General features: G+C 69.0%; 21 protein-coding genes. 18 read left to right on the forward strand and 3 right to left on the reverse strand.

What is annotated here, in order from left to right; genetic code table 11:
- Nucleotides 1-117 precede the first annotated feature (117 nt).
- A complete protein-coding gene (locus HRL51_RS02890) occupies nt 118-333 on the reverse strand; it encodes a hypothetical protein (RefSeq protein ID WP_172192438.1) in 216 nt (71 codons plus the stop codon).
- 204 nt (nt 334-537) lie between these two features.
- Nucleotides 538-732 carry a hypothetical protein gene (locus HRL51_RS02895; RefSeq protein WP_172193285.1) on the reverse strand — a complete coding sequence of 65 codons (195 nt, stop codon included), beginning with the start codon at nt 730-732 and terminating at the stop codon, nt 538-540.
- A gap of 212 nt (nt 733-944) precedes the next feature.
- Here HRL51_RS02895 and HRL51_RS02900 point away from each other — a divergent pair, with 212 nt between their 5' ends.
- The 10 genes from HRL51_RS02900 (at nt 945) to HRL51_RS02945 (ending at nt 12,115) form a co-directional block, all read left to right on the forward strand.
- The gene (locus HRL51_RS02900) at nt 945-1,208 is read left to right on the forward strand and encodes a hypothetical protein (protein WP_172119597.1); all 264 of its coding nucleotides are present in this window, start codon (nt 945-947) and stop codon (nt 1,206-1,208) included.
- A 164-nt stretch (nt 1,209-1,372) separates the two neighbouring features.
- Entirely contained in the window at nt 1,373-2,086 is a 714-nt protein-coding gene (locus HRL51_RS02905; protein WP_172193287.1) for a hypothetical protein, read from the forward strand.
- The gene (locus HRL51_RS02910; RefSeq protein ID WP_172193289.1) at nt 2,083-2,346 is read left to right on the forward strand and encodes a hypothetical protein; all 264 of its coding nucleotides are present in this window, start codon (nt 2,083-2,085) and stop codon (nt 2,344-2,346) included. The genes HRL51_RS02905 and HRL51_RS02910 overlap by 4 nt, the downstream gene beginning before the upstream one ends.
- Before the next feature lie 59 nt (nt 2,347-2,405).
- The gene (locus HRL51_RS02915) at nt 2,406-3,143 is read left to right on the forward strand and encodes a hypothetical protein (protein WP_172193291.1); all 738 of its coding nucleotides are present in this window, start codon (nt 2,406-2,408) and stop codon (nt 3,141-3,143) included.
- Nucleotides 3,143-4,396, forward strand: a complete 1,254-nt coding sequence (locus tag HRL51_RS02920; protein WP_172193293.1) for a helix-turn-helix domain-containing protein — start codon at nt 3,143-3,145, stop codon at nt 4,394-4,396. The genes HRL51_RS02915 and HRL51_RS02920 overlap by 1 nt, the downstream gene beginning before the upstream one ends.
- A 244-nt stretch (nt 4,397-4,640) precedes the next feature.
- A complete protein-coding gene (locus HRL51_RS02925; RefSeq protein WP_172193295.1) occupies nt 4,641-5,666 on the forward strand; it encodes a hypothetical protein in 1,026 nt (341 codons plus the stop codon).
- A gap of 173 nt (nt 5,667-5,839) precedes the next feature.
- Nucleotides 5,840-8,602, forward strand: coding sequence for a VaFE repeat-containing surface-anchored protein (locus HRL51_RS02930; RefSeq protein ID WP_172193297.1), 2,763 nt, complete (start codon nt 5,840-5,842; stop codon nt 8,600-8,602).
- Nucleotides 8,603-8,852: 250 nt separating this feature from the next.
- Nucleotides 8,853-9,683, forward strand: a complete 831-nt coding sequence (locus HRL51_RS11865; protein WP_194256537.1) for a hypothetical protein — start codon at nt 8,853-8,855, stop codon at nt 9,681-9,683.
- Between the two features lie 75 nt (nt 9,684-9,758).
- On the forward strand, nt 9,759-11,054 hold the full coding sequence (locus tag HRL51_RS02940) for an RCC1 domain-containing protein (RefSeq protein WP_172193299.1): 1,296 nt from the start codon (nt 9,759-9,761) through the stop codon (nt 11,052-11,054).
- A complete protein-coding gene (locus HRL51_RS02945) occupies nt 11,054-12,115 on the forward strand; it encodes a helix-turn-helix domain-containing protein (RefSeq protein ID WP_172193301.1) in 1,062 nt (353 codons plus the stop codon). Before HRL51_RS02940 ends, HRL51_RS02945 begins: the two co-directional genes overlap by 1 nt.
- Nucleotides 12,116-12,180: 65 nt before the next feature.
- Here the strand turns inward: HRL51_RS02945 and HRL51_RS02950 are convergent, their stop codons facing one another.
- Nucleotides 12,181-12,498, reverse strand: a complete 318-nt coding sequence (locus tag HRL51_RS02950) for a hypothetical protein (RefSeq protein ID WP_172193303.1) — start codon at nt 12,496-12,498, stop codon at nt 12,181-12,183.
- Between the two features lie 62 nt (nt 12,499-12,560).
- On the opposite strand from HRL51_RS02950, the gene HRL51_RS02955 reads away from it, so the two are divergent.
- From HRL51_RS02955 to HRL51_RS02990, 8 genes are read left to right on the forward strand one after another with little or no spacing between them, the layout of a single operon-like run.
- The gene (locus HRL51_RS02955) at nt 12,561-13,124 is read left to right on the forward strand and encodes a DUF6668 family protein (protein ID WP_172193305.1); all 564 of its coding nucleotides are present in this window, start codon (nt 12,561-12,563) and stop codon (nt 13,122-13,124) included.
- Nucleotides 13,124-13,417, forward strand: a complete 294-nt coding sequence (locus HRL51_RS02960) for a hypothetical protein (RefSeq protein ID WP_172119587.1) — start codon at nt 13,124-13,126, stop codon at nt 13,415-13,417. Before HRL51_RS02955 ends, HRL51_RS02960 begins: the two co-directional genes overlap by 1 nt.
- Before the next feature lie 4 nt (nt 13,418-13,421).
- Nucleotides 13,422-14,144 (forward strand): DUF8175 domain-containg protein, encoded by a 723-nt coding sequence (locus tag HRL51_RS02965; RefSeq protein WP_172193307.1) that lies wholly within the window; start codon nt 13,422-13,424, stop codon nt 14,142-14,144.
- Nucleotides 14,145-14,154: 10 nt separating this feature from the next.
- Nucleotides 14,155-15,480 (forward strand): TrbL/VirB6 family protein, encoded by a 1,326-nt coding sequence (locus tag HRL51_RS02970; protein WP_172193309.1) that lies wholly within the window; start codon nt 14,155-14,157, stop codon nt 15,478-15,480.
- Nucleotides 15,477-16,976: an SCO6880 family protein gene (locus tag HRL51_RS02975; protein ID WP_172193311.1), complete on the forward strand. Its 1,500-nt coding sequence runs from the start codon at nt 15,477-15,479 to the stop codon at nt 16,974-16,976. Before HRL51_RS02970 ends, HRL51_RS02975 begins: the two co-directional genes overlap by 4 nt.
- A 2-nt stretch (nt 16,977-16,978) precedes the next feature.
- Nucleotides 16,979-18,463 carry an ATP/GTP-binding protein gene (locus HRL51_RS02980; protein ID WP_244960229.1) on the forward strand — a complete coding sequence of 495 codons (1,485 nt, stop codon included), beginning with the start codon at nt 16,979-16,981 and terminating at the stop codon, nt 18,461-18,463.
- Complete coding sequence (locus HRL51_RS02985) at nt 18,460-20,127, forward strand: type IV secretory system conjugative DNA transfer family protein (RefSeq protein WP_244960230.1); 1,668 nt, start codon at nt 18,460-18,462, stop codon at nt 20,125-20,127. The genes HRL51_RS02980 and HRL51_RS02985 overlap by 4 nt, the downstream gene beginning before the upstream one ends.
- A complete protein-coding gene (locus HRL51_RS02990; RefSeq protein ID WP_172193313.1) occupies nt 20,127-21,224 on the forward strand; it encodes a hypothetical protein in 1,098 nt (365 codons plus the stop codon). The genes HRL51_RS02985 and HRL51_RS02990 overlap by 1 nt, the downstream gene beginning before the upstream one ends.
- Nucleotides 21,225-21,258 lie beyond the last annotated feature (34 nt).

Consider the following 21,258-nt stretch of genomic DNA (forward strand, 5'->3'; position numbering starts at 1 on the left):
GCCGTGCTTGCGACGTGGTTTCCCTGCACCTGTGACGTGTGTGGTGGGCGCACACCGCGCGCGTGCGGGTGGTCGGCCGGTGGGAGGGATCTGACAGGTTCCCTCCCACCGGTTGGGTCACCCGGTGGGGTGTGGCGTGTTGGTGTCCTGGATGGTGATGAGGGTGCCGTCGGGGACGTAGACCGTGTAGGTGGCGTGGGTGTGGTCTGTGAAGCGGACCAGTCCGTGACCGTCGTGCCAGATCCTGTCCAGGCTGGTGACCACGTGGTGGTAGTGGTCAGCGTCGACCTGCCAGCTGTGGTGACCGATGGTGAGCGTGAACGCGCTGTTCATGGCTCATTCCTTTCTGGGGGACGACAGAGCCCTTCTGTCTGTCCTTCTGCCCGCTGGGGAGGCGTTCTCCCTAGGTGGGCGTGGGCGGTGGCGTCTGGCCTCCGCTCTGCGAGGTTCCGTGCTTCCGACACGGTGTCCTCTCACCTGGTACGTGGGTTGTGCGCGCACAGCCCACGTACCAGGTGCTCGAGCTGCTGGTTCCGGCTATCCGTGGAGGGTGACCGGGGTGGTGCGGTCTATGAAGACGTAGACGTCCCGCCCATTTCTGGTGGGGAACCAGAGTCCGCCGTGTCCGTGCTGCCAGATCGCATCGACCTGGTCGTAGACGGCGTACCAGTGCTCCATCGGCACACGCCACGTGCGGGTGCCGATGGTCAGGTGGAAGGTTCGTTTGAGCATTGGGGGACCTTTCATCTATCGGACCGCAGGTGTTTCCTTGCGGTCTGGTGCCGGGTGCAGGGACTGGTTCTCCCTGTCCTGGCGTGGGCGGTGACATCCGACCGCCGCCCCGTGAGGTGCCGTGGTTCCAACACGGTGTCCTCTCACCTGGTACGTGGGTTGTGCGCGCACGGCCCACGTACCAGGTCCCTGGCTGAGGGTGGTGGTGCGCGGTGATGGAGCACGTGGAGGCTGCCTGGGCCACGCGGTGCGCGTGCCTGGGGGACAAGCTGGTGCTGCTGGCCGTGGCCAGTGCCGCCGATGAGGAGGGCCGGTGTCGTCTGGTGCCGAAGGAGCTGGCCCCACGGGTGGGGATGAGTCCTGCCCGTGTGGATGGGGCCCTGGCTGGGCTGCACCGTGACGGGCTCGTGCGGGCTCGGCGTTGGGACGACACCGGTGCCTGGTCTGTGGCCTTGCTGCTGGAAGGAGCGCGGTGATGGGTGTGATGAGCCTGCCTGTCGGGGGCGTGCGCTGCCCGGGGGTGTGTGCTGACGGGGGCCGGTGCCAGGCGCTGGTTGTCCCTGCTAGCGGACCTGGGGTGGGCGGGCACTGGCGTACCGCTCACGATGGTCCCCATATTCCTGGGTGTGACGAGGGGGCTGTGCGAGACGTCCTGGCCAGGGGCGATGACCCTGCTCCTGTGGTGCGTGCCCTGCACAAGGGCAGCGGGCGTGCTCAGGACTGGATCGACGCTCTGCGCCTAGCAACTGGTATCAGTGACGAGGAGCTCTCACGCTGGAGCGCAGGGGAGTGGGAGCGGTGGGCGCGTTTCCACGCCGCTATCCAAGAGGGGCAGCCGGCCCGCCTGGCAACGGGTCTTCCCAAACGTGTGTACTACTCGGCCCTGATCAACCCCGGCGACAAGGTGGCCCTGACTGCGGCCCCGCCGCAGGCGACCGGGTGGCGACGCCCATACCCGTGCCTGGGGGAGGCGCGACTGGCTGCGGACATGCGGATCTTTGACAACGACTACGTGCGCCTGGGCGGTGACATGTTCGGCGTGAACCTGGACGCTGTTGAGCAGGTGTGCGCGTTGTCGGTGGATCAGGCATGTGGCCTGGACGGGGACCAGGTGGTCGGGCCGGTCGGCCTGTGGGGCACGCTCCTGCCTGACGGCGAGCAAGGGGTGTGTGCGCAGGTCACCGAGCTGGTCGTCACTGGCCTGCGCGACTGGGGGCCAGAGGCCTTGACCGACCTGCTGGGCGAGCCCACCACCACCCAGCACGACCTCGACAGCACCGGTGGGGCAGTTGATGCCTGGACTCTTGGCTGGTCCTGGGCTGGCGGGTCACCGGAAAGGTGGTGGATGGCATGAACATCTCTTTCAAGTCCCGTCGACGCAAGCGCTCCCGCCTTGAAGGCTGCCGTGTGGCGACGAGTGCTGAGGCAGTTCAGGACCCGGGCCGCATAATCATGGCTCGAACCCGCTCAGGACGCACCCTGGCTGCTCCCCAGGCACAGCCCGCTGCCGCGCCCAAGAACCAGCACTCCGACGCTATGAGGAAGGCTCTCAGCCTCATCCGGCGAGCCTGGGCTCTCGCCCGCCGCGCAGGTCGTGGAGGGAGGCTGCTGTGAGCGATGGTGGACTGACGTGCTCTGGTAGGACCACTTCGGGTCGGGAGTGTGGGGCGCGTATGCGTCTTTGCTCCTCCCCGGCTGGGAAGATCATTCCCTTCTTCCGTGCCGAGACCCCTCACGCTGCTGGGTGTGACGAGGGGGCGTGGAACACCGGCCCTGAGGTCGTAGCCGCCTTTGACGCCCTGCGTGAGGGGCGTGACCACTCCGCTGGTCAGTGGCTTGAGGCGCTAGCGATGTACCTCCAGGCAGGATGCTCCGCTCAGTGGGACGTGTGTTCGTACCTTGCTCAGTGGGCGCCAGCCCAGTGGCAGGCCTGGGCGGACTATCGCAACGCCCTGGCTACCGGTAGCGCCTACGAGGCTCCGTGCATTCCTGAGGGCCTGTCCAGGCTGCTTGGCTTCCCGGTCATGCCTGCGGACATGACCGCTTCTTTCCCCTACCTGGGGTTCGTCTGCTGCGGTGTGCAGGACCTGGTAGACGCCCGCCACCGGCTTGGTAGCGGCTTGATCGTGTCGAGCGCCCTGTTCGGCGGCCCGACGCTGCCAGGGCTGCTCCAGGCCCGGCGTCGAGTGAGTGGTGTCCTGGAGCCCGGTTCCTGGTGGCTGGAGGCCACTGTCCTGCTGCTGCCTCAGCCCAGCGGCCACGGCGTGCTCGCCGAGGTCAGCGAGGTCCTTCTCTCCGTCAGGACAGACAACGACTGTGCGTCAGCTGGTGCGGACCTTGACGGCCTCTTCCCCCACGCCCTGACTGGCACCTGCACCTGCTGCGGCACACGCACCTGGAGGTGGGAATAATGAGCTTCCAGGCTGTGCACTGGGCGCTGCACGAGGTGCAGGGTGTGCCCAACAAGCTCGTGCTCGTTGTCCTGGCCGAGTACGCCGACGAGCACGGCTGCTGCTGGCCCAGCCAGCAGGCCATCTCCCGGTCCGCCGAGCTGTCCGAGTCCACGGTGCGCCGCACCCTGCGCGCCTACGAGCAGATGGGACTGATCTCCTCCACCCACCGCTACGTCGTCGACGAGGACGGCAGCAAACGACGTGCCTCCAACGTCTACCAGCTCCACATCGGCACCCAGCCCCAGACCCTGGCCGAGACCCTCACCGAGCCGGCCACGAAGGCTGAGGAGCCTGTGGACAACTCCGCTGAGGGGCTACCGGTCAATCTGACCGGTAGGGGCGGCCCTGTGGAAAACTCGCCTGTGGGTAACTCTGCTGGACACCGAGTTTCTGGCTTAAACACTTATACCGGTCAGTCTGACCGGAAGGTAGGGGCTACCGGTCAAATCCGGGGGGCTACCGGTCACCAGGTGACCGGTATAACTACTATCCAAACCACCATAGAGAACCACCAGACCAGACCTGACCAGACCCCGAAGTCTCACCAGGACGCGAGCGAGTCTGCGCAGGTCGGGTCGGGTCAGGTCGGGCCTGACGACGGCGGCGGTGACGGTGGACAGGCTGCCTCGTCGGTCTCGTCGGCCTCGGTGGCTTCGCCTGCCTCGGCCGGTCCTGCCGGTCGGCAGGCGCCTGCTGGCCGGGACGCGGGGCTGATCGCCGCCTGCCTGCCGGCCTGGATGCACCCGATGGACGCCCCGGGCGCGGCCCAGGTCGCGGGGCTGCTGCGTGAGCGGGTCGAGGCGGGATGGACCCCCTCACAGATCGCCTCGCTCATGGACGCCCCGCCCCCGCCTGGGGGTGCGCGGCGCCTGAGCGCGCTGGTGGGCTACCGCCTGGAGGCCAACGTGGCGCCCGAGCTGGCGCCCGCGGCCCTGGCCCGTCCGTCGGCCAGTGCCCAGGATGACCTGGAGCGGCAGCGTGCGGCGCGCTCGGAGGCCCTGGCCGCCACCAGCCGCGAGACGGACCCGGCCTGGGACCAGGCCCTGGAGACCGCCCGCCAGACCATGCCGGAGGCGTCCTGGGTCGAGCTGGCCGTGGAGGCCCGCAGGCTCCTGGCCGCCCACCGGCCCGCCCCGGCCACGGGCCGGGCGCCAGCGCCCCAGCCGTCAGCAGGCGCTGCTCGTGAGGGACCACCAGGCCGGGCGGCGTGATACGTGCGCCCACGCTCTACGACCCGTGTGAGTGTCGGTGCCACCGCCTACCATCACCACCAGCACCGACCCCGAACCCAGATCCAGATCCCAGATCCCAGATCCCGATCCCAGATCCCGAACCCGATCCTGTCCCCCGAGGTGAACCCCCGTGAACGACCCCGTGACCCCGACAAACCCCCACGAGCCGGACCGTGTCGAAACGGCGTCCGCGCCGCAAGGCTCGCGCCGACCGTCCAGGAAGGTGCTGATCGGTGCTGGCGCGGCGATCGCTGTCGTGCTGGCCGGTGCGGGCGGTGGCGCCTGGTGGCACCACAGCCAGTCCCAGGCCCGCGCCCAGGCGCTGGCCGCGTGCCAGGCCGCCCACACGCAGGTCCAGGAGGCGGCTGCCAGCCTGGCGCAGGACGCTGAGGACGCTACCGCCCTGCTGGCTGAGGCCGAGGACGACGCCACGGTCACTGGCTCCCAGCGCGACGCCCTGGACGAGGCCCTGGCCGGTGCGACGAGCGCCACCGAGACCGCCCCCGCCGCGTGTGATGCGAAGGCAAGCAAGAAGGCTTTAGAAAAGGTTCGGTCGGGTCTGGACGAGCAGAACAAGACCCTGACCACCGCTGCGACTGCTTTGGCTGACGCCTCCAAGGTCGTGGAGGAGGGGCTGCTGGCCACCGCCACCACCGCCCTGGACCAGGCGGTGGCTGACGCAGGCGCCAAGGCCGGTGAGGTCGAGGCCGCTGTGGCTGAGGCCGAGGGCAAGGTGGCTGACGACGCGGTGCGCACCACCGCGGCCGAGGCAGCCACGGCCCTGCGCGCCGCGATCGAGGCTGCCGGACAGGTCGACAGGACCAGCCGTGGCGCGGTGAGCGAGCAGGCTCAGGCCCTCACCGATGCCACGGGTGCGGCTGAGGAGGCCCGCGCCGCCCTGGCCCAGGCCCGCACCGACTGGGACGCAGCCCAGGCCACAGCAGCAGCCCCCGCTGCCAGTGGTGGTGGCTCTGCCTCTGCTAGCGCCCGCACCAGCGGTGGTGGGACCGCCTCACGCGGTGGCTCCTACAGCAGCGGCGGCGGCTATACAGGCGGCGGCTGGGCCGGTGGGGTCACCAGCAGCGGCGGTAGCGCCTCGACAGGTAGTACAGGTGGTGGTGCCCCGTCTGGTGGCGGCTCCTCGTCCGGCGGAGGCCTCTCAGACTGGACCGTGCTCCCGGGTGATGGCTACATCAAGTTCTGCGGCGATACCTCAGGTGACCCTGCCCGGGTTTGCGAGGTCAAGTAACACAACTGCACAGACTTCGTGGGGCGCCGTGAGCGGCGTGCCTGCGACACAGACTCCCTGGTGGGCAGGCCGGTAAGGCCTAGGAAACCACGTGCCTGCCTGCCAGGGCCTAGACCCCCGACTCGCACTCCTGCGGGTCGGTCCGAATCCGCATCCTGAAAGGACGCAGAAATATGGTCAAGACGACCACTCCGGGTGTGCCGACGGCGCACCGCTCACGACTGGGCTCCAGCCTAGCCGCAAACCCCCGCCGGGCGATGCTGCGCCGCTGCGCAGCAATCGCTATGACCGGCACCCTGGCCCTCTCCGGCCTGGCAGGTGCGGTCGCCAGCGATGCTTTTATCCCTCAGGCTCATGCTGTGGACGCCTCCGAGACCTCCGGCTACCGAGGCGTCAACGTCGGGCGCGGCTACGAGCTGCGCTACACCCTCGGCGGTACCAACACCCACTGGCTGGGAGCCAACCGTGGTCCGGACGGTGGGCTGGCCTGGTGCATCGACTGGTCCGCCCTCGCGCCGACCCCGGACCAGCTGCTTAACCCTGCTGAGCTCGCAGCGCAGGACCAGCGCGGGGACACCCCGAGTGAGCTGAGCCTGAACCCGGCTCAGACGTACACGGTGTTCTCCCAGTACGAGAGCGTCAACGAAGAGAACAGCCGCGCGGCGCTGTCGATCCTGGCCCACGCCAACTACGACAGGGGCTCCTACGTGCCCGGGATGCTCGCTGCGATCCAGCAGGCATTCCCCGACGCCTACGCGACTGCCGTCAGCTACGCATCCTGGGGCAAGCAGAACACACCCCAGAACTACGAAATCCCCAGCGCCTCCGCACCCACCCAGGTTCGCACCGGCACGATCAACAACATTATCGTGACTGCTGACGACGGCAGCGTCATCACCGGTATTCCGGTCAAGGTGGTCCTGCGAGGCCCGGCCGTCTTCGACGCTACCGGCACTGACACCTGGACCGGCACCTCCGCCTCCACTGCTACCTCCCTGGCCTGGACAGCAACCGGCAACGGTGAGGTCGCCTTTGACACCTACTACCAGCTTCCTGGCGGGAAGATGGTCAGGTACGACGGTGCTGGCAATGTCCAGGACGAGATCGGCGTCTCCGGTCCGTATGATCCGCAGCAGGTCACCAAGCCCGGACAGCCTTTCCGTGTGTTCTATGACTTCCAGCCGGTGGCTACGTCATCGGTGGTGGATGCTGGGTCTAAGGTTGTGGACCACGCTGCCACGTCCCTGTCGGACACGATCCGCGTCAGGGCTGACGAGTCCTACAGCGAGTCTCCGGAGTGGATGTACGACGGGGCGGGGAACCTGGTGCCGGTGGTGCTCCGGGGTACGGCGTACTACGTGGGCCAGCGTCCTGCTGAGGTCCCGGGTGAGGTGCCTGCGGGCGCGCAGGTCGTGGGTTCCACGACCGTGACGGCGACGGGTCCGGGTACCTACACCGCCACCATCACCACTGATGCGCCGGTTGACTCGCAGTTCGTGACCTGGGTGTGGGAGGTCGTCAAGGCCGACCAGGGTGACTACAGCTCTTATGTGGCTGGGGACTGGTCGGACTCGTGGGGCCTGGCTGATGAGACCACGAGTGTGCGTGAGAGGGTGGAGGTGGACTCCACGATCCAGTCCAACGTGACTAAGTCGGGTACCTACCTGGTGGACAGCCTGTACGTGGACGGCTTTGACGCCGACCACACGGACTTCGAGGGTGGGGCTGGTTTCGCGGCTGACGTGGACGAGATGACGCAGTCGCTGTACTTCTTCCCCGCTGACCTGCCGGTGGTGGACGCGAACAAGGACAAGGCCCGGCTCATCGGTGAGGTCACTGTCCCCGCCAGGAACGGCTACGTGGACCGTGTGGGCTCGGGCAAGTTCAAGATGCTGGAGGGCTCTCCGGCGGGCACCTACGTGTTCGTCACCTCCTTCGCGGGTGATGACCGTACCGAGCCCTACGCCTCCTCGGTCACTGACAAGTACGAGCAGGTCCGGGTCGAGCCCACCCCGCCGGAGATCAGGACGACGGCGACTGACAAGGCAGACGGCGACAAGCTCCTGGCCAGCACGGGGGACGTGACGATCCAGGACAAGGTGTGCCAGGCCCCGGGCAAGAGCCTGAAGGTCGGTCAGACCTACACGCTGACGGCTACCGCCATGGACAAGGCCACCGGCCAGGCCGTCCTCGATGACAACGGCAAGCCGTACACGGGTAGCGCGGAGTTCACTCCCGCCTCTGAGGATGACTGCGGCCTGGTGGACGTGACCATCCCAGCGAAGAAGCTCAACGGCAAGAGGGTCGTCATGTTCGAGGCCGTGGCGCTGGACGGCACGACGGTGGCCCTGCACACCGACATCAACGACGAGGGCCAGACCGTCGAGGGCGGGGAGGAGCCCGAGGTGGGCACCACGCTGACCGACAGGGCTGACGGGGACCACGAGGTCGCTCCCGGCCCGGTCACCCTGGAGGACAAGGTGTGCCCCAGGAACGACACCACGTTCGTCGCGGGGCGGACCTACACGGTCACCGGTCGTCTGATGGACAAGGCCACCGGCAAGCCGGTCGTGGGCAAGGACGGCAAGGAGGTCACCGCCTCCTCCGACTTCACCCCAGCCACGTCCACTGACTGCGCGACGGTGACCTTCGCGTTCGACACCTCTGACCTTGCGGGCCGCGACGTGGTCGCGTTCGAGAAGGTGTTCGAGCAGGGTCTGGACACTGAGATCGCCTCCCACGAGGACATCAACGACGAGGGCCAGACGGTGCGGGTGAGCGAGCCGGGCAAGCCCGGCAGGCTGGCCAGGACTGGTGCGGCTGCCACCCTGGCGGGTGTGAGCGCTGCTGGCCTGGTCGGCTCGGGCGTGGTGCTGGTGCGTCGCCGCAGGAACACGGTGGCTGGCAGCGAGATGGCTGACGTCGAGCTGGTCTGAGGCTCCTCCTTGCTCCCTGGTCACCGTGTATCGGGGTGGTCAGGGCCACGGGTGGAGGCAGGGGTGGCGGTGTCACGGATGCGTGTGGGGCGGTGTTTCCGGGGGCACGCACCACGCCGCGCAGGGCTTACGCGACAGGCCCGCCAGGGGGGTGAGCAGCGTGAACAACGCTTGACGCTGCTTGCACTGCTCACCCCCCATTTCAGTTTTGCGATCACACTCATTGTTTTTAAGGAAGGAAACCTTTCTGATGGCTACGCACCGCAACGGCAAGTACGAGCCCAAGCATTTGGCTCCGCGTCACTCCAAGACAGCCCGCGCCCTGGGCCCGTCCCTGGCGCCCGCGTCCCTGGCCCTGGGGGCGGTCGTTCTCGCCCCTACTGCGGGCGCTGCTGAGGCGCCCGTCCATGTGCCGAGCCTGGATGCTGGTGTGGCTGCCAGTTCTGCGCTTCTGGTGGATCCGGTGTCCGCGGAGCCTGTCCCGGATGGCCTGGGTGGTGTATCGGTGGTGGGGCCCGCTCCGGTGGACCCCGCCCCGGTCGACCCGGCCCCGGTCGATCCTGTACCTGCTGAGCCGGTGCCGGCTGACCCGGTTCCTGGTGAGCCGGTTCCTGGTGAGCCGGTGCCGACCGACCCGTCCCCGGCTGACCCCACGGGTCCTGTGCCTGCGGACCCGGTCGCGCCGGAGGCGGACGGGTCGGTGGGGCCTGGCGACCCTGGTACCTCGGGTCCCACGGACCCGGCTGCTCCTGACCCTGGGCTGCCGCAGGAGCCCACAGAGCCTGTTCGGCCTGGCGTGCCGGTGGCGCCGGGGACGGTGGTTGACCCGCAGGTCACGCCGGTGGTGGACGTGTCGGATGGCTCGTACTCGCTGGGTGAGGTGGCGCCGTCGGGGTCGACGTGGGTCGTGCCGGATGCCTCGGTGCCGGGCCGGTACGTGGCGGTGTCTGGTTATCGCAGTGGTGCGCGGCTGGCGCACACGGGCACGGAGGCTGTGGTGCTGGGTGTGGCTGCGGCGGTGAGTGCGGCGGCGGGTGGCCTGATGGTGGCCTCGCGTCGTCGTGGGCGTCACGAGGCGTGAGCGGGTGACAGTCGCCCGCCACCGGGTCACGCGGTGGCGGGTGGCTGTGGTCGGGTCACGACGGGGGAGATAGCGATGGCGGATGTGACAGTCACCCTGACTGGGAGTGGCTCAGGGATGGTGGCGGTGGCGGGTCGGACGACGCCGCTGCGCGGGGCCGGGTTGGAGGCGGCGCGCGAGGAGGTGCGCCAGCTCGTGGCGCGTGCGGCCCGGGAGGCGGGGCGGGCGCTGGTGATGGAGGTCAGTGAGCCCAGCGGGCTGTGGCAGGTCGCGGTCGCGCCTGACGGCACGGTCAGTGCGGCGGGTGCGGGCCAGGCACTGCCGGGTGCAGGCAGTGTGGCACCACCACCGCCCGCTACGACCTCTGCGACAGCACCCGAGGTCGACGCTGATGATGAGTCAGCAGCTCGCCCGCAGTTTCATCGTGTGGTGCGTGTGGGCGTGGCCGGTGGAGCAGACACGGTCCCCACGGACATTGCAGCTCAGGGCGCGGACGTGTCTGAGCCGGTGTCGGCGCCTTCACCTGCCTCGGTGATGGCGGATGCTGTGCCTGCGCCTGCACTGTTCGTCCCGCAGTCCTCTGGGGCAGCTCAGTGGGAGCCAGCACAGGAGCCTGGGGGAGGAGACAAACGCCGCCACGGGCGAGTGATCGTTGTGGCGGCTTTGGCGCTAGTGGCGATCATTGTGATCGCTGCTGGAGCGTGGGCTGTGAGCACGATCAGGTCTGGCGCGGATCAGGAGGCACCAGAGGCATCCGAGGGGCAGGCCAGCGCTGCGGCTGAGCCGGAGGCGCCGGCGGTGCTGCGAGCTGGGTCCGGGTCGTGGCTGTGTCAGGCAGACGCTGAGGGCGTGGCGTGCTGGGGTGCTGCCGCTGACGGGGGCACGGCAGCACGCTCACAGATTTCGGGTATCGACGGCGCCGTGCAGGCGCTGTCAGTGGGCCGGGGCTTCGCTGTGGCGGTGACCGGGTCTGGGGCGGTGTACGCCTGGGGCGCGGGTGATAGTGGGCAGCTGGGTGTGGCGCAGGTGCCGCCTGCCGGGCAGGCGGTGCACGTGGGTGACCTGCCTGGGCCTGTGTCTGAGCTTGTCTCGGGCACCGAGCACACCTGCGCGATCAGCGACGGTCAGGTGTGGTGCCTGGGCTCGTCTCGCGTCGGCCAGGTCGGTGGGGTGGTCACGGCTGACCCGGTGGGCCTGACCCTGGTGGAGCTGGACGGGCGCGCGGTGAGTCTGGGGACGTCCGGGTGGGACACGTGGGCGGTGATGGAGGGCGGGTCGGTCGTGGCCTGGGGCTCCAACCAGTGGGGCCAGGTCAGTGACGCTACCGGTGTGTCGATGGTTCCCACCGTGGTCGCTGACGGGGGCCGGTGATGGAGGCGGTCAGCTGGAGAGGGTGGTTGGAGGCGCTGGCGGGCCTGTCTCCCACCGAGCACCTGGTGGCCGGTGAGCTGGCGCGCCTGGCTGACTGGCGGGGCAGCGCGATCGCGTCCACGACGTACCTGATGACGACCACAGGCCGATCACGGGCCTCGGTCTTCCGTGCGTTGGGGGAGCTAGAGCGCCGCGGTGTGATTGTGCGCGAGCAGCGACGATCCCGGCGTGGGCGTCGCCAGGGGGCGACCCGCTATCGCCTGGTGGAGCGAGTATCAGCTCCTGCCACCACAGGTAGCCAGGCCCACCACGTTGTCGGGATGGATGTGGTCAGTAGCGAGGGTGAGGTCGTCAGTCCTGATGATGATGGGCGGCTGCGCGAGTTGATCGCCCACGCTGCGAGCCATGAGTGGCAGGGTGGTGCGGCGCAGGTGCTGGCCCGTACGGTCATGGTGGAGGCGTCCGGCCAGTTCGCGGGAGCGGTGCGCCGCGCGCAGGACCTGGGCGCGATGAGCCGCGACGAGGCTGTGCTGGACACCGCCACGCGCGCCTGGGAGGCGCTGGTCACCAGTAGCGACGCCATCGTCAGGGCGTCGCGGCCCTGGGCGTGGTGGACGACGATCGTGGCCCGCGTGGGCTACGAGCTCGACGACCGGCAGGCTGTGGCGGTGGACCCGCACCTGGTGCCCGAGGAGGGCGTGCGTCCTGGAGGAGGTTCCACGAGCTCGGCGTTCGGGGTCGATGACTTCGAGGAGCGCCTGACGGGGCTGGTCGAGGCGCTCGTCGAGGCGGGCATGGAGGAGACGGTCGCGTGGGCGGGGACCCAGCGGCTGGTGGAGGTGGCGATGGTGGGCGCCTCACGTCGCCATACGGCTGCCGCGATCGACCCTCGCCTGGCGGACCTGGGGATCGGGCAGGAGTGCGCTCGGGCGTGGATGACGCTGTTGGCAGGCTCACGCCGCGGGTCAGCGGCATCGATCCTCAGGCTGGATGAGGCTGAGCTGGCTCGGCGTGCGGGGGATGTTGTGCAGCTGTGGGCCGCCCAGAAAATGGCTGCGTAAACCTCTGTGATGCAGATCTCAATTGTCTGGGTCTCACAATGAGACCCAGACAATTGTGTTTGTGGTCACATGCCGGTTTGGGTGGGGTGGTCCCCGATGATGCGTGTGCTGGTGGTGGTTGACAGGGCGCGTGCTGCGGCGTCGATGAGGGGCCTGTAGTCGGTGTCGGCGTCGACGGGGACCCATTGGGTGTGGGTGATGGTGGTGAGTCTGTACCAGAAGGCGACTGCGTGGACTGGTGGCATGCCGTAGGCGGCGGCGTCGTGTGCGTACTCGGCTACTGCGTCGGCGTAGGAGGCGGCGGCTAGGGGGTAGAAGCGGGAGCGGGCTGGGGGTTGGCCGTCGACGGTGACGACCCACTGGTGAGTGACCTCGGTGTCCACGTGTGCTCCTGTCTTCGGGTGCGCTCATCGCGTACGTGGAGGGTGAGAGGAGGCTCCCCACGATGTCCCAGCCCAATCCCTGGCTCCCGGCTCCAGCTCCAGCGCCGGCTGCGCCTGCGCCTGCGGCGCCGGTGGCGTGGAGCCCTGGCACGGTCACGGGTGTGCGTGCCAGTGGGCGCAGGCTGCCGGTTCGGGAGGTCGAGCAGGCGGGGCTGTGGGTCACCGGCGCTCATGGCGGGGCCGGGGCGACGACGTTGGCTCGGCTGCTGGGGGCGGGGGACTGTGGTACGGCCTGGCCGCACCTGAGCGGCGGGACGGTGCAGGTTCTGGTGGTCGCGCGGACCAGTTGCGCTGGGATCGAGGCTGCCCGTGATGCCGCTGTGGGGTGGGCTGCTGGCCAGGCTCCTGGTGCCCGGCTGCTGGCAGTGGTGTGGATGGCCGACGCCCCAGGGCGTCTGCCACGGCCCCTGCGTGAGGCCCTGGCGATGGCGTCGGGCGCCTACCCGGCCTCGGTGGTGGTGCCGTGGACCGCGCGGTGGCGTCTGGCTCCGGCCTGGGGCCAGCCAGTTCCTCGTGAGATCTCCCGGGCGCTACAGGGCGTGCCCGGATACCGAAAGGACAGCTGATGACCCTCTACAGCCACCTGGTGACCCTGGCTCCGCTGGTCAGTCCCACCCCGCAGGCCCCGCCTGGCGTGACGGAGAAGGTGAACATGATCCTGGGCTACACGATGTGGGCCGGAGGCATCGTGGCGGTCCTGTCCCTGCTGATCGCCGGCATCGTCATCATGCTCAACTCCATGGGGCGGGCAGGTGACGGGGCTGAGCGCGTCGTGCGCGCGCTGGGCTTCGTCTTCATCGGTGCGATCGTGGTCGGCGGTGCTGGTGCGATCGGCTCCGCCCTGGTCCCGGGCGTGTGATCCTGTGTCTGACGACGTCACCTCGACCCCGTCGCCGTTCACGCGTCCGGCCTTCATCGTCTCGGCGGTCATGCTCCTGGCCCTGGTGGTCGGGGCGGTCGCGCTGTGGCTGACAGGCAGTGACCCCGCGCCCAATACCCCTACTGACGTCTCCGTCTCTCAGGCTGGCGCGCCAGTGGCGGGGAATGAGTCGGACTCAGTGTGTGGCCTGGCACCTGGTGACCAGAGTGTGCCGACCACGCCGCTGGGAGTTGACACCATTGAGATTGCCCCTGGCCTGGTGGTGCCCAGCGTCGATGGGGCAGGCCCGGGCGTCACCGATGGCGTCACCCGCTGCTACGCCCACTCGCCCCGGGGTGCGGTGGTGGCGGCAGCCAGCTGGATCAAGTGGATGAGCTCGCGCCAGCAGCTCGACGTCGCCACTGAGACGCTGCTGGCACCCGGCAGCGACCGCGACCGGCTCCTGGAGGAGGTCAGGCGTACGTGGGACGGGTCAACCGGCTCAGCGGTCACCGTGACCGGCTACAAGGTCAAGGTCCGCAGCACCGACGAGGTCCTGGTATCGGTCGCCGCCACAGACAGCCGCCAGCCCGGCCTGGTGGTGGCCTGGCCACTGGTCATGGTCTGGGTCGAGGGTGACTGGAAGGTCCAGCCTCCGGCTAATGACGAGTGGGGCATGGAGCGAGTGGACCAGACGGCTGAGGGCTTCGTGCCCTGGTACGTGTGAGGGGGCGGCGGTGGCTGACGGAGAGTGCTCCTGGTACGACGTGCCGTGCAAGCTGGGGTCGGCAGCCTCTGACGCGGTGTCCTCGGGCGTGGCTGACATGGTCAAGGGGTGGGCGCAGTCAGTGCTTGAGGGTGTGGACGCCACGCTGAGTGAGCTGGGCACGTTCTGGGTGGATGTGCCCACACCGGGTCTGTCTGGCTCAGGTGCGTCGGTGGGCTGGGTGCAGTCAGCAGTGAACCCGCTGACGCTGGGGCTGGCGGTGGGGTCGATGATGGTCGCCGGGATCACGCTGATGATCACGCACCGGGGTGAGTCCGTGCGCAAGATCGTGCGCGGTATGGTGCTGCTGGTCCTCGTGTCGGGCTCAGCCATCGCGGTCACCCAGACCGTGGTCGATATCGGGGACGAGTTCTCCACGTGGATCATTGAGCAGGCCAATGAGGGTGGTGGCTCTTTCGCCGCCAAGCTGCTGACCTTGGAGACGATGACGGGCAGCTTTGCCATGATCATCATGATCGTGCTGGGCCTGGCGGCCCTGGTTGCCAACATCGTCCAGATCGGGCTGATGTTCGTGCGCTCAGCGATGCTGCTGCTGGCGGTCGGGATCATGCCGATGGCTGCGGCAGCGTCCTTCACCGACTGGGGCGTGGAGTGGCTGAAGAGGCTCATCGGGTGGACGGCGGCTTTCGTCGCCATGAAGCCCACGGCCGCGATCATCTACGCCCTGGCTATCAGGCTCGTGTCGGGTAACAGCTGGAATATCGCTGAGGACGACGAGCTGATGAAGTTCATTCTTGGCAGCATCATGATCATTCTGGCGGCTTTCGCGCTGCCTGCGCTGGTGAGCTTCCTGGTGCCGGTGGCCGCGGTGATGGGCTCGGGCGGTGCTGCAGGTGCTGTGGTCGGTGGTGCGGCCGCGACGGGCGCGATGAGCGTGGCCCGTATGAGTGGTGGTGGTGGTGGTGGAGCCGCCGCGGCCAGCGGGGCAGACAGCGCACCCACAGGCTCCTCGCCCGCGGTGACAGGTGGCGGTAGCGGCTCGTCAGGCGGTGCGGTGGCCCTGCCGGCACCTGGTGGCGGTCAGGCGCCGTCGGCGGGCGGTGGCGCGGCGGGAGCCGGTGCGGGCGGTGGCGCGGCGGGAGCCGGTGCCGGTGCCGGTGGTGGCGCGGCTGCGGCGTCTGGTGGGGCTGCGTCTGCTGGTGCGGCGGCAGCCACAGGTGGTGCGAGCCTGGCTGTCACCGGCGCGATCCAGGCGGCGAAGACCGCGACCTCGGCGGTGCAGGGAGCGGCTTCTGAGGCGGCTGGGGCGACGGGCTCTGGGGAGGTGCAGCGGTGAGCAGCGCTGAGCCTGTGGTGCGGACCTACGGCAACTGGAGGGTCAGCCGGGCTGCCGGGGTCGGGAGATTCACGATCGGCCAGACCCTAGCTCTGCTGGGAGCGGCGATCGCCGTTGTCATGATCAATCAGATTTTCGGCATGGGGTGGGCGGCCGGCACCGGGGTCATCGTCGCCGTCCTGGGCCTGGCCAGCGCCGTGAGGGACAAGCACGGCATGAACATGTTTGACCGGAGGAGTGAGAAAGTGGCGTTCCGTAGGGCTAAGAGGCGCAAGGCGACGAGCTACCGCAGCGGTGTGCTAGCGAGGTCGAAGCGTGGGGATGGTCGCTGCCGGCTCCCCGGCATCCTGGGAGCCACGCACGTCAGTGAGCATGAGGACGCTCACAGGCGCCGTTTCGCCGTGATCCATCACGGTGACGGGCGGCTGAGCGTGGCCATGGCGCTGGCTCCTGCCGGTGACGGCCTGGTCGACCAGGACATGGTCGACCGCGAGGTCGCCTTGTGGGGGATGTGGCTGTCGGACCTGTCGGATGAGGCAGGAGTGGTAGACGCCTCGGTGACGGTGGAGACCTCACCTGACACGGGGCAGAGGCTGCGCCGTGAGGTGACCTCTCGCGCTGACGCCACGGCCCCACCCATTGCAGCGCACATCATCGACGGCGTCGTCGATGCCGCAGGGGCAGGTGGGGCTCGCGTGCGTACGTGGGCGACGGTCAGCTTCGACCCTGCCAGGATGAGCTCAGACAAGCGCGGCCGCACCAGCCGAGCGGTACGTGACATCGCGACCCGTCTACCGGGTCTGACACAGAACCTGGCTGTGGGTGGAGCCGGAGCGATCCATCTCATGACTGCCGATGAGCTGGCACGCCTGGTGCGTGTGGCCTACGACCCGGAGGTTGAGCCCGTCCTGGATCAGGCCGTGGTCGACGGAGCTGAGATCACTCTGGACTGGGCTGACGTGGGACCGGTGGCCGCTGAGGCGACATGGGACACCTACCGTCACGACTCGGGCCTGTCACGGTCATGGACGGTGACCCGCCCACCACGGGGCATGGTCCAGTCCGGGGTGCTGCGCAGCCTGCTGCAGCTCTCACGCGACGTGGAGCGCAAGCGCGTGACCATGCTGTACCGGCCCATGGACGCAGCCCGAGCACCGGAGGTCGTCGAGCGGGACGTGGACAAGGCCACCGCCCGCATCAAAGCCTCCCGCAGGCCAACTGAGCGCATGGAGCGGGACGTCGCCCAGGCACGCCAGACCAGCCAGGAGGAGGCCGACGGCGCCAGCGTCGTGGATTTCGGCTGTGTGGTGACGGCGACCGTGTCCGGGATTGATGCCGAGCGGCGCCTGGTGGACGCCTCGGCGGCGGTGACGAGCCTGGCTGCGGGCTCGCGGATGCTGGTGCGCCCGGCATACGGCGCACAGGACTCAGCGTTCGCTCTGGGCCTGCCGCTGGGGCTGACTCCAGCGCGGCAGACGCTGAGCGGGGGATGGTGAGCATGGGTATCTACGACAAGATCATTGCGTCCCTGATGGGGCAGTCCGAGGCGGCACTGAGCACCGGTGGGCCGGGCTTGGGCCAGGCGGGCACGTGGCCGAGGATGGAGCCCCAGCGCGGCACGTCTCGCCAGGTGTGCGGGCTGTGGCCGATGGTTGTGGGCGGGTCCGCCCCCATGATCGGTGTCCCGCTGGGCAGGGTGCTGTCGGGGGCGGGGATGCTGTGCGCCGACCACGTCTCCTGGTTTGAGCGGGGCCTTATCTCTGCCCCCTCAGCGATGGTGCTGGGGCTCAACGGCCTGGGCAAGTCCTCACTGACACGGCGGATTGTCACAGGCCACGCCTACATGGGGATCCACTCGATGGTCCTGGGCGACATCAAGCCCGACTACGTCGACCTGGTCGGTGCCCTGGGTGGGCAGGTGATCGCGATCGGTCACGGCGCCGCGGGGATCAACCCGCTGGACGCGGGCAACGTCGATGAGGCAGCCCGGCTCCTGGCAGGGCACCCGGCCCAGCGTGACGCACTCCTGGCGGCGGCGCACGAGCGCAAGAAGAACATGATTCTGTCGCTGCTGCAGATCATCCGGCGCCAGCCACCGACGAACAGGGAGGAGATCGTCGTCGATGAGGCGGTCTGCCTGCTGGAGGAGGCCGGCGGCACGCCCGTGCTGGCTGACCTGCTCGGCATCATCCGCCAGGCGCCGGATCGGCTGCGGGTGGCGGCGCTGGACCGAGGCGACCTGGAGCGCTACCGAGCAGTGACGGAGGAGCTGGAGGTGTCCCTGACCGCGTTGCTGTCGGGGCGTTTTGGGGGAATCTTTGCGGCAGCAACGACGACGCCGATGATGATGGACCGCAGCGTGGTGTTCGACGTGTCCTCCCTGATCCATGAGCACTCCGACCTGCAGGCAGCAGTGCTCCTGGCCTGCTGGAGCTACGGGTTCGCGACGGTCGAGATCGCTCAGAGCCTGGCGGACGCGGGCGTGGCCCCGCGTCGGCGCTACAACCTGGTGATGGATGAGCTGTGGCGCATCCTGGAGGCGTCCTCGGGCATGGTCGACCGGATCGACTCGCTGACCCGACTCAACCGCACGATCGGGATCGGGCAGATGATGATCACCCACTCCATGTCTGACCTGGATCAGCTCGCCAGCGAGGAAGACCGCATTAAAGCCAGAGGCTTCGTCGAGCGCTCGAAGATGCTGTTCCTGGGTGGTCTGCCTGCCCGTGAGATGGGCCTGCTGCGCGGGGTGTTCCCGTTCTCTCAGGCTGAGGCGGACGTGCTCGGCTCCTGGGCGGCGCCAGGTTCGTACGACCCGTTCACCCAGTCGGCGGGTCGCCCTGCTGGCATGGGCCGGTTCATGCTGAAGACCTCGGGCGCGCCGGGTATCCCGTTCAGCGTCGAGTTTGCTCCAGGCGAGCAGACGCTGTCTGACACCAACAAGCGCTGGGCCAACAAACACTCACAGTCGGTGGCGTCGTGAGCGTGCGTGACGAGGTCGGCTCGTTCGAGCCAGGCACGCTGGCCGTGCTCGTCCTCATGGGTGCAGGCGGTGGCGCGGGTGCGGCGCTGGTGGCGGGGCTGCGAGTGTGGGCGTGGATCACCGCCTCCGCGCTGCCGGCAGGAGTGGGACCGCTGCTGCGCGGGGTGGCTGGTGGCCAGGTGCCGCTGACCGCGGGTGTGTGGGCGTGCGTGGTCGCTGTAGCTCTCTGCGTACTGCTTGTGGTGGTTGTGGCACGGCGAGTGTTCAGTATGGGGCGTGGCACGCGTGCGGATAAGGCGGCCTCGCGCACCGGGCGAGCAGCCGATACGCGTGCACTGTCTACTAGGGCGGTCGCCCGTAAGGCCCGGCGCCTGGGCGTGCAGGGCGGCGGGATCGGGCTGCCGATCGGGCGGGCCGTGGCCGGGGGACGACCACTGTGGAGCTCGTTTGAGGACGTGTGCCTGATGATCGCGGGCCCCAGGACCGGAAAGACCACGAGCTGGGTGGTGCCCAGGATCTTTGCAGCGCACGGGGCGGTGGTGGCCACCTCGAACAAGCGTGACGTCGTCGACGTCACGCGCCAGCAGCGCTCCACCAGGGGGCGGGTGTGGGTCTTCGACCCGCAGGGCCTGGCCGACGAGCCCCAGACCTGGTGGTGGAACCCGTTGTCGTACGTCACTGACGCCGTGAAGGCCAGGGCGATGACGGAGGCCTTCGTGGACGCCACCCGTGACCCCAAGGCCCAGTCCAACGCGTTCTTCGACTCAGCCTCACGCGACCTGGTGGCCGCCCTGCTGCTGGCAGCAGCACGAGGCAACCGGCCACTGGGAGAGCTGCACCGCTGGCTCAACGACCAGAGCGACGCCGAGCCGGTGCGCCTGCTGCGGCAGGCCGGCGAGGTCCGTACCGCCGAGACCCTGGAGGGGACGCAGGCCCTGGTACCGGAGACCAGGTCGGGCGTGTACGGGGGAGCGGCCACCATCATGAGCTTCCTGCTCAACGAGCAGGCGATGGCGTGGGTGACCCCCAGCCCGTGGGTCGAGGAGCTGCGCCAAGAGCGGTTCGTGGCGAGCACGGACACGCTCTACCTGCTCAGCCAGGAGGGACCGGGCAGCGCCTCCCCGATCGTGACGGCGCTGACTGTGGCGGTGACTGAGGCTGCCCTGGCCCACGCCAGGACCCAGCCCGGTGGCAGGTTGGCGTGCCCGATGCTTATCGAGCTGGACGAGGCCGCGAACGTGTGCCGGTGGCGCCAGCTACCGGATCTCTACTCGCACTTTGGGTCACGGGGGATCTGTGTGGACACGATTCTGCAGTCCTGGTCCCAGGGCGCCCAGGCCTGGGGTGAGGCGGGCATCCGCAAGCTCTGGTCCGCCTCGAACGTCGCCGTGTACGGGGGCGGGGTCAAGGAGAAGGCGTTCCTGGGCGAGCTCAGTGACCTCATCGGCACGCACTGGCAGGACTCTCGCCAGCGCTCCTACGGGCGGCAGGGCCGCAGCGTGAGCGTGTCGACGGCCTCGCAGCAGCGGCCCATCGCCTCGGTGGCGGACCTACAGGGGCTGCCTGCGGGGCGGGCGTGGGTGCTGGCGTCAGGGTCGACGGCGCTGCTGGCAGCCCTGGTGCCCTACTGGAAGAACCAGGACACAGACGGTAGGAGGGGCTGATGAGCCAGGAGCAGGTAGTCAGTGACCTGACCACAGAGGTCACGATCATGGTGCGGGCTGGAGCGCAGATGGGCCGGTACATGGCCGACGCCCGCCGCGAGGCACTACGACGAGCACAGGCGACGGACCTGGCCAAGGTCCGTGCCCTGCGTGAGGCGATGGAGCGTGAGCGGCGACTGGCCGAGCCGGTCGTGCGCCAGGCCAGCCAGGCCGGCTTCTGGGAGCAGGCCAGCCAGGAGGACGGCGCCTACGTGTACGCCGTCGCCTGCCGCTTCGCCACGATCGACCCTGCCGCGGCCCTGGCGGCGCGCACGTGTGAGCGGGAGATGGCCGAGCGGTGGGGCGTGCAGGTCGCGGTGGGTGACTCGACCCGAGCACAGGCCCACCCGGTGGACTCCTCCGAGCTTGAGCCACGGAGGCTGGAGGCCGTCGTGCCTGCGTTACCGGGCGAGGTGCGGGACTGGGCAGGGGTTCTGGATGCTTCTGCCCAGGCGGACAGGGCAGAGGCGCGGGCTGTTGCGGCTGGTGACTCCAGCGTGCAGGCGGCGCGCGAGGAGGAGAGCAGTCGTGCGCAGTTGCGCCAGGTGCTTGAGGACTGGCCGCAGGTCGCGCGCGTGGAGGTGTCCACGACCCAGGCGTATGTGGAGGACACCGGTGAGGTCATCACGGTCGCGGACTTCACCGCAGTGGACGGTGAGGGGGCGCGTGTGGAGGGTGCCTCCAAGGCCCTCAATGATGCGGCGGATGAGTCCTGGGAGCCGAGCGTGTTTGTGGCTCGGATGGCGGGGCGCTCCTACAGCCGGGATGATTTCGGTGTCGAGCTCGGGCGCCCGGTGATGGTGGCTGCCGGGCAGCCTGCCCCGCAGGGTTCCCCAAGGGTTGCCAGGTGGGACTCGGCTGAGGCCCGCCAGGCGTGGGCGCAGCAGCGACGGGCTGCGGGTATCGACCCGGTGGCGGTGCGGGCGGCGGTCACAGGGGACATGGCGCTGTCCCAGCCGGCCACGCGCGCGACGGTGGTAGCGCGTGCGAAGCCGACCGGCGGTCGCGCACCGGTGCAGCAGGCAGTGGCGAGCCGGGTCAGCACACTCACCGCATGAGGGTACTCGTGCACACTGTTGGCCTGGACGGCTG

Origin of the sequence: Actinomyces faecalis (assembly GCF_013184985.2) — a bacterium.
GTDB classification, from domain to species: Bacteria; Actinomycetota; Actinomycetes; order Actinomycetales; family Actinomycetaceae; genus Actinomyces; species Actinomyces faecalis.

What these genes read in the sequence shown, in the direction of transcription:
- HRL51_RS02980 (WP_244960229.1), top strand. Translation starts at nt 16,979, where the DNA reads ATGGGTATCTACGACAAGATCATTGCGTCCCTGATGGGGCAGTCCGAG.
- HRL51_RS02960 (WP_172119587.1), top strand. Translation starts at nt 13,124, where the DNA reads ATGACCCTCTACAGCCACCTGGTGACCCTGGCTCCGCTGGTCAGTCCC.
- HRL51_RS02890 (WP_172192438.1), bottom strand. Translation starts at nt 333, where the DNA reads ATGAACAGCGCGTTCACGCTCACCATCGGTCACCACAGCTGGCAGGTC.
- HRL51_RS02940 (WP_172193299.1), top strand. Translation starts at nt 9,759, where the DNA reads ATGGCGGATGTGACAGTCACCCTGACTGGGAGTGGCTCAGGGATGGTG.
- HRL51_RS02920 (WP_172193293.1), top strand. Translation starts at nt 3,143, where the DNA reads ATGAGCTTCCAGGCTGTGCACTGGGCGCTGCACGAGGTGCAGGGTGTG.
- HRL51_RS02930 (WP_172193297.1), top strand. Translation starts at nt 5,840, where the DNA reads ATGGTCAAGACGACCACTCCGGGTGTGCCGACGGCGCACCGCTCACGA.
- HRL51_RS02990 (WP_172193313.1), top strand. Translation starts at nt 20,127, where the DNA reads ATGAGCCAGGAGCAGGTAGTCAGTGACCTGACCACAGAGGTCACGATC.
- HRL51_RS02910 (WP_172193289.1), top strand. Translation starts at nt 2,083, where the DNA reads ATGAACATCTCTTTCAAGTCCCGTCGACGCAAGCGCTCCCGCCTTGAA.
- HRL51_RS02915 (WP_172193291.1), top strand. Translation starts at nt 2,406, where the DNA reads ATGCGTCTTTGCTCCTCCCCGGCTGGGAAGATCATTCCCTTCTTCCGT.
- HRL51_RS02945 (WP_172193301.1), top strand. Translation starts at nt 11,054, where the DNA reads ATGGAGGCGGTCAGCTGGAGAGGGTGGTTGGAGGCGCTGGCGGGCCTG.
- HRL51_RS02955 (WP_172193305.1), top strand. Translation starts at nt 12,561, where the DNA reads ATGTCCCAGCCCAATCCCTGGCTCCCGGCTCCAGCTCCAGCGCCGGCT.
- HRL51_RS11865 (WP_194256537.1), top strand. Translation starts at nt 8,853, where the DNA reads ATGGCTACGCACCGCAACGGCAAGTACGAGCCCAAGCATTTGGCTCCG.
- HRL51_RS02895 (WP_172193285.1), bottom strand. Translation starts at nt 732, where the DNA reads ATGCTCAAACGAACCTTCCACCTGACCATCGGCACCCGCACGTGGCGT.